The 3,730-nt window shown below is 70.5% G+C and carries 6 protein-coding genes; 2 read left to right on the top strand and 4 right to left on the bottom strand.

The genetic code is table 11. The features are described from left to right. Positions 1 to 124: 124 nt before the first annotated feature. Positions 125 to 790 (top strand): potassium channel family protein, encoded by a 666-nt coding sequence (locus AB8Z36_RS32105; RefSeq protein WP_369216904.1) that lies wholly within the window; start codon positions 125 to 127, stop codon positions 788 to 790. After that, positions 790 to 1,467 carry a potassium channel family protein gene (locus AB8Z36_RS32110; RefSeq protein WP_150186656.1) on the top strand — a complete coding sequence of 226 codons (678 nt, stop codon included), beginning with the start codon at positions 790 to 792 and terminating at the stop codon, positions 1,465 to 1,467. The genes AB8Z36_RS32105 and AB8Z36_RS32110 overlap by 1 nt, the downstream gene beginning before the upstream one ends. 87 nt (positions 1,468 to 1,554) lie before the next feature. Here the strand turns inward: AB8Z36_RS32110 and AB8Z36_RS32115 are convergent, their stop codons facing one another. The 4 genes from AB8Z36_RS32115 to AB8Z36_RS32130 form a co-directional block, all read right to left on the bottom strand. Next, positions 1,555 to 2,295: a DUF3159 domain-containing protein gene (locus AB8Z36_RS32115; protein ID WP_369216905.1), complete on the bottom strand. Its 741-nt coding sequence runs from the start codon at positions 2,293 to 2,295 to the stop codon at positions 1,555 to 1,557. Between the two features lie 3 nt (positions 2,296 to 2,298). Beyond that, a complete protein-coding gene (locus tag AB8Z36_RS32120) occupies positions 2,299 to 2,697 on the bottom strand; it encodes an OB-fold nucleic acid binding domain-containing protein (protein WP_363247425.1) in 399 nt (132 codons plus the stop codon). Positions 2,698 to 2,773: 76 nt separating this feature from the next. Further along, entirely contained in the window at positions 2,774 to 3,457 is a 684-nt protein-coding gene (locus AB8Z36_RS32125) for a response regulator (RefSeq protein ID WP_369216906.1), read from the bottom strand. A gap of 44 nt (positions 3,458 to 3,501) precedes the next feature. Further along, positions 3,502 to 3,730 (bottom strand): sensor histidine kinase (locus AB8Z36_RS32130; protein WP_369216907.1); only part of this gene is annotated, 229 nt, incomplete at its 5' end.

Here is a 3,730-nt window from a genome sequence, read left to right on the forward strand (position 1 = left end):
GGGGTGTGCGCGGGCGCACAGGGGTGCCGCCCGCCGACCGCGCGTGTGTAGCTTGGGCTCCGGTCTGAGACGCTTTTACCGTTCAGCCCGAGCACAGAGTATTGACACAGCCGGAAGGACGGTCGTGCACATCGTCATCATGGGCTGCGGGAGAGTCGGATCCGCTCTCGCGCAGACCCTGGAACAACAGGGGCACACGGTCGCCGTGGTCGACCAGGACCCCACGGCCTTCCGCCGCCTGGGCTCCGGCTTCGGCGGACGCCGCGTCACCGGCGTCGGCTTCGACCAGGACACCCTGCGCGAGGCCGGCATCGAGGAGGCGGGCGCCTTCGCCGCCGTCAGCAGCGGCGACAACTCGAACATCATCGCCGCGCGCGTCGCCCGCGAGATGTTCGGCATCGAGAACGTCGCGGCCCGCATCTACGACCCGCGCCGCGCCGAGGTCTACCAGCGCCTCGGCATCCCCACGGTCGCCACGGTCCGCTGGACCGCCGACCAGATGCTGCGCCGGCTGCTCCCCTCCGGGGCCGAGCCGCTCTGGCGCGACCCCACCGGCGGTGTGCAGCTCGCCGAGGTGCACACCTCCGCCGCCTGGATCGGTCAGAAGATCAGCAGGCTCCAGGAGGACACGGGCGTCCGCGTGGCCTTCCTCACCCGGCTGGGCGAGGCGGTCCTGCCGACCTCGCAGACGGTCCTCCAGGAGGGTGACCTGGTGCACGTGATGATGCGTACGGACCAGGTCGACAAGGTCGAGGCGGCGTTCGCCGAAGGCCCCGAGGAGGGTCACTGATGAGGGTCGCCATTGCCGGGGCCGGTGCGGTGGGCCGCTCCATCGCCGGGGAGCTCCTGGAGAACGGCCACGAGGTCCTTCTCGTCGACAAGGCGCCGACGGCCATCTCGGTCGAGCGCGTCCCGCAGGCGGAGTGGCTGCTCGCCGACGCCTGCGAGATCACCTCCCTCGACGAGGCCGCGCTCCAGCGCTGCAACGTGGTGATCGCCGCGACCGGCGACGACAAGGTCAACCTCGTCGTCTCGCTGCTCGCGAAGACCGAGTACGGCGTCCCGCGGGTCGTGGCCCGCGTGAACAACCCCAAGAACGAGTGGCTCTTCAACGAGTCCTGGGGCGTCGACGTCGCGGTCTCCACGCCGCGTCTGATGTCCGCGCTCGTGGAGGAGGCGGTGAGCGTCGGCGACCTCGTACGGCTGCTGCGCTTCAGCCACGGTGACGCCAACCTCGTCGAGCTGACGCTGCCGCCCGAGTCCGCCCTCGCGGGCACACAGGTCGGCGACGTGCAGTGGCCCGAGGACACCTCGCTCGTGACGATCATCCGCGGTACGCGCGTCCTCGCGCCGACCGCGGACGACTCCCTGGAGGCGGGCGACGAGCTCCTCTTCGTGGCCGCGCAGGCCCGCGAGGAGCAGCTTGAGGACCTGCTCTCCGTGCGCCGCGAGGACGCGGTGGGCTAGCCGCCCCGGCGAGCGGTACGCGGATGGGGGGCGCCCGGTTGCACCGGGCGCCCCCATCTCGTGGTCATGCGGCGGCGCGGCTGCCTCTCAGGCCTCGCGGCGCTCCCGCTCACGCTCCTTCTCCGCCTTCTCTTCCTTCTCCGCCGCTTCCATCTCGGCGAAGACGTCGATCGGCGGCGGGGCCTTCGCCAGGAAGACCCAGGTGAGGTAGACGGCGAGCAGGAAGGGCGGGATCTTCAGGGCGACCAGGACCCAGCCGAACTGCGTGGTGTCGCCCCACCAGTACAGCGGGAAGAGGACCGCGCACTTGGCGAGCAGGATCAGGCCCCAGGCATAGCTGGCCTTCGCGTACGCCTTCTTGCGGCCGGGGTTGCGGGTGCGCCAGGAGAGGTTCTCCTTGAAGACCGGGCCGAGGATCAGGCCGATCAGCGGGACGCCCGCGAGGGTCGTGATCAGATAGGCAAGGGCGAGGCCGAGGGTGTAGAGCATGCCCGGCAGGTAGAAGTCCTTGGCATTGCCGGTCATCATCGCGAAGACCACGCCGAAGGCGACCCCGAAGACGCCGCTGAAGGCGTGCTTGACGGTGTCCTTCATGACCAGGCGGACCACGACGAGCACCAGGGACACCGCGAGGGCCGCGATGGCCGACATGTGCAGGTCCTTGTTGATCGTGAAGATGGTCACGAAGAGCAGGCCGGGAACGACCGTCTCCACCATGCCCCGCACGCCGCCGAAGGCCTCGAAGAGCGCTGCCTCGGTCACGGACCTGGAATCCGCGTCCCGGTCCTCGTGCCCATGGTCCGTCGGCTTGTCGTCGAGGGACGTCACCGGTTACTCCCGTCCGAGCGGTCTGAGTTCGTACTTCGGGTTGAACAGCACCCGGCGGCCCCGGCTCATCGAGATCCGGCCCGATGCGATCAGCCTGCGCCCCGGCTCTATGCCGACGATGGAGCGCCTGCCGAGCCACACCACGTCCAGCGCGGCCGAGCCGTCGAACAGCTCCGCCTCCAGGGCCGGGACCCCGGCGCGTGGCCGCAGGGTGACCGTGCGCAAGGTACCAGTAACCGTGACTATCTGGCGGTCGTGGCAGTCGCCGATGCGGACACAGCCCGCCGTCTCGGCGTCCTCCCGCAGCTCCTCCGACTCCAGATCCTCCTGCGAGGAGGAGAGCCGGTCGAGCATGCGCCGGAAACGGCCTGCCGGCTTTTCGGAACCTGGAGCAGCACTCATACAGGAAGCGTACCGGGGGGTGCCGACACCGGGAGAAGCGGTGCGCTCATCTGTGCTTATGCCCGCTCGTACCCGCTCACTTCTCGAACCGGTACCCCATCCCCGGCTCGGTGATGAAGTGGCGCGGATGCGCCGGGTCGGCCTCCAGCTTGCGCCGGAGCTGGGCCATGTAGACGCGGAGGTAGTTCGTCTCCGTGCCGTAGGAGGGGCCCCACACCTCCTGGAGGAGCTGCTTCTGGCTGACCAGGCGGCCGGTGTTGCGCACCAGGACCTCAAGGAGGTGCCATTCCGTGGGCGTCAGACGGACGTCCCGGCCGTTCCTGTTGACCTTCTTGGCCGCCAGGTCGACGGAGAAGTCCTCGGTGTCCACCAGGACGTCGTCCTCGCCCGCTCCGGTGGGCTCCGCCCTGCGGACGGCGGCGCGCAGCCGGGCGAGCAGTTCGTCCATGCCGAACGGCTTGGTCACGTAGTCGTCGGCGCCCGCGTCCAGGGCCTCGACCTTCTCGTCGGAGCTGTGCCGCGCGGAGAGCACGAGGATCGGCACCCGGGTCCAGCCGCGCAGGCCCCTGATGACCTCGACGCCGTCCATGTCGGGCAGGCCGAGGTCGAGCACGACCACGTCGGGGTGGCGGGCGGCGGCCACCTGGAGCGCCGTGGCACCGTCGGGGGCCGAGTCCACCTCGTACTTGCGCGCCTTCAGGTTGATCACGAGCGCGCGGACGATCTGCGGCTCGTCGTCCACCACGAGCACCCGGGTCATGCTGGCCTGCCTTTCGGACCTTCGGTCGGACTGCTGGTGCGGGGTCACGAGGTGACCTGCGCGGAGAGATCGGGGCGGGCGGGTGGCCGGCCCTCCGCCGCCCGCAGGGTGAGGACCATGGTCAGGCCGCCGCCGGGGGTGTCCTCGGCGGTGAGGGTGCCGCCCATGGCCTCGGCGAAGCCCCGGGCGACGGCCAGGCCGAGGCCCACACCGGCGCCGCGCGGGGCGTCGCCGTACCGCTGGAAGGGGGCGAAGATGCGGTCCTTGGCGGTG

The sequence above is a fragment of the Streptomyces flavofungini genome (assembly GCF_041028215.1).
GTDB lineage: Bacteria > Actinomycetota > Actinomycetes > Streptomycetales > Streptomycetaceae > Streptomyces > Streptomyces flavofungini_B.

Excerpts from the sequence above, each read along its gene's own strand:
- AB8Z36_RS32110 (WP_150186656.1), top strand. The coding sequence starts at position 790 with ATGAGGGTCGCCATTGCCGGGGCCGGTGCGGTGGGCCGCTCCATCGCC.
- AB8Z36_RS32120 (WP_363247425.1), bottom strand. The coding sequence starts at position 2,697 with ATGAGTGCTGCTCCAGGTTCCGAAAAGCCGGCAGGCCGTTTCCGGCGC.
- AB8Z36_RS32125 (WP_369216906.1), bottom strand. The coding sequence starts at position 3,457 with ATGACCCGGGTGCTCGTGGTGGACGACGAGCCGCAGATCGTCCGCGCG.